The 2,288-nt window shown below is 55.7% G+C and carries 2 protein-coding genes and 1 pseudogene; all 3 read right to left on the bottom strand.

Features of this window, described 5'->3' with window-relative positions:
- Nucleotides 1-241, bottom strand: a pseudogene (locus Q0256_RS07715) (1-(5-phosphoribosyl)-5-amino-4-imidazole-carboxylate carboxylase); the annotation flags it as partial.
- Nucleotides 228-1,010, bottom strand: a complete 783-nt coding sequence (larE, locus tag Q0256_RS07710; RefSeq protein ID WP_297961907.1) for an ATP-dependent sacrificial sulfur transferase LarE — start codon at nucleotides 1,008-1,010, stop codon at nucleotides 228-230. The gene larE and the pseudogene Q0256_RS07715, both read right to left, overlap by 14 nt.
- A complete protein-coding gene (gene larC, locus Q0256_RS07705; RefSeq protein WP_297961904.1) occupies nucleotides 982-2,226 on the bottom strand; it encodes a nickel pincer cofactor biosynthesis protein LarC in 1,245 nt (414 codons plus the stop codon). Before larC ends, larE begins: the two co-directional genes overlap by 29 nt.
- Nucleotides 2,227-2,288: the final 62 nt, after the last annotated feature.

Genomic DNA, 2,288 nt, shown 5'->3' with positions numbered 1-2,288 from the left:
TGATCAGGATGTTTTGCCGCCTCGCGCCGATCGCACTCGCGATACGCAAAATTTCATCATCCGTCTTGCCCTCGCCGTAGATCACCTCGCCCGCTCCGTTTCGCAGTGCGCGCTGAGTGTCGATCTTGGCGCAGCCCACGTCCTCGTAGGGATAGTTTTTTAGGTATTTTAGCGCTTCTTGTTCGCTCACGCGGCCGCTTTTTATCCCCGCGAAGAGCTCTAAAATTTCATCCTCTCTCATGCAAAACATCCTCTCTAAGCCCCTTTAGATCGAGCGTCACCTCCGCCGCGCCCAGCATCGTGAGCTGCCTAACGACGCTTTTAAATTTCGCGTCGTTTAGGAAATCCCGCATGCTAGAAAAGGGCATTTGCAGCTTTATATTTTTGCGGTCGCACCGCGCGCGGACGTTTGCGTAGCCGCTTGCGATGAGTAGATTTTCCGCCGCTTCGATCAAATTTAGCTCGTGCGGGGTGATCTCACGCCCGTGCGGCAGGCGCGTTAGCAAGCACGCATAGCCGGGTTTTTCGGCTGTGGGCAAGCCTAGCTCGCGCGAGAGCTCGCGAATTTCGGATTTGGTTAAATTTATCAGCGGCGAGAGTACACCCAGCTCCTCTTTGGCTTTGAGCCCGGGGCGGTGTTCGCCCAGATCGTCTCGGTTCGTGCCGTCTGCGACGCGGCTAAAGCCAAGCTTCTTTGCGCGCTCTATCAGGCGCGAAAACACGGCTTTTTTGCACAGATAGCAGCGGTTTTCGGGATTGTCTTTGATCTCCTCTGCGACGCCGAGCTCTAAAATTTCGTGCCTGATGCCGTAAGTGCTAGCAAATTCTACGGCTTCGGCAATCTCGCGCGAGGACATGTAGGGCGATCTTATCGTTATGCCGATCGCTCGCGCACCCAGCGCGTCGTGCGCCGCTCGCAGCAGCAGAGAGCTGTCCGCGCCGCCGCTAAATGCGACCGCCAGCTCGCCCAGCCCGCGCAGATCAGCCTTTAGTTTTTCTAGTTTCGTCATAGATTTTCAGCGCCTCTTTTCGCACCCGCTCGATCGTCGTGCCGTGCGCGAGCGCCGCGGCCTTGCAGTCGTCAAATTCCGGTTTTGCCTTTTGCGTTTGGCCGCTGTCAGAAATTTTAAGCCCTATCTCGCCGAATTTCGTCTGCACCCGCGCAAACTCGCGCTTTAGCTCTGTTTTAGCAACCTCTATCTCGCGGACGCCGATCGCCGTCGTGTGCGTAAAAATCAGATCCTTTAAATTTTGCGCGTCCTGCTTGCGGCACAGCGCGTTTAGCTCAAAGCCCATGCGCCCCTTTTTCATAAAAATAGAGCGGCTAAAGACGTCCAGCGCGCCGTTTTCGCGCAAAATTTCGCACGCAAGCGCGAAGCTCTCGGCGTCCATATCGTCGATGTTCGTGGAGATTAAAATTTGCTTGCAAACCTCGCCGTAGCCCGAGCGCGCGCTTAAATTTCGCTCGTCCCCTTCGCCGCGCTCCTCATTGGTTTCGCAAAGCATCACTCGAAGCACGTTTGCAAAACCCGTGGCGTCCTTGCCGCCCGCGCCGTAGCCGATCTTTTCTATCTTAAAGCTTGCGCCGTCCGCAAACTCGTCCGTGCAAGCCTTTAAAATCGCCGCTCCTGTGGGCGTAGTCATCTCGAAATTTGCGCGTCCGAGGCTTACGGGCACGCCTTTTAAAATTTCGCAAACGGCTGGCGCAGGTACGCTAAGCGCGCCGTGATCGCAGATCGCTACGCCGCCGCCAAGCTCGATTTTGGAGCTTACGACGCGCGAGACGCCGAGTTTTTCAAAAAGATATTCGATGCAGATCGCCGCGCCAGCGACGTCGGCGATGCTATCTATCGCGCCGACCTCGTGAAAATGTACCCGCTCTACGTCCGCGCCGTGGACTTTGGCTTCGGCCTGCGCGATCGTGCGAAATATCGCGCCCGCTCTTTGTTTGCAGCTCTGGCTTAAATTTGAACTCTCTAAAATTTGCCTGATACCCGCGTAGCTTCTGACGTGAGGCTGCGATTTTAGCGGCACGACGTCGATTTTTGTCGCGGCGATGCCGTTTTTTAGCACGTTTTTGCGCTCCAGGCGAAATTCGCCGGCTAAATTTAACTTCTCAAGCTCAGCGCAAAGATAGTCAAAATCCACGCCGAGCGCCACCAGCGCAGCCAAGTTCATATCGCCGCTGATACCCGCGCTCGCGTCGTAATATAAAATTTTAGCCAAGCCTAGGCCTTAGGCACCGTCATCGAGCCAAACGGCAGGATGATGATTTTGGCGTCCGCGCC

Source organism: uncultured Campylobacter sp. (assembly GCF_937949835.1).
GTDB lineage: Bacteria > Campylobacterota > Campylobacteria > Campylobacterales > Campylobacteraceae > Campylobacter_B.
This window is presented reverse-complemented; position numbering and strand designations above follow the sequence as displayed.

Bases quoted from the DNA above. Each gene is read 5' to 3' on its own strand.
- larE (WP_297961907.1), bottom strand. From the start codon at position 1,010: ATGACGAAACTAGAAAAACTAAAGGCTGATCTGCGCGGGCTGGGCGAG.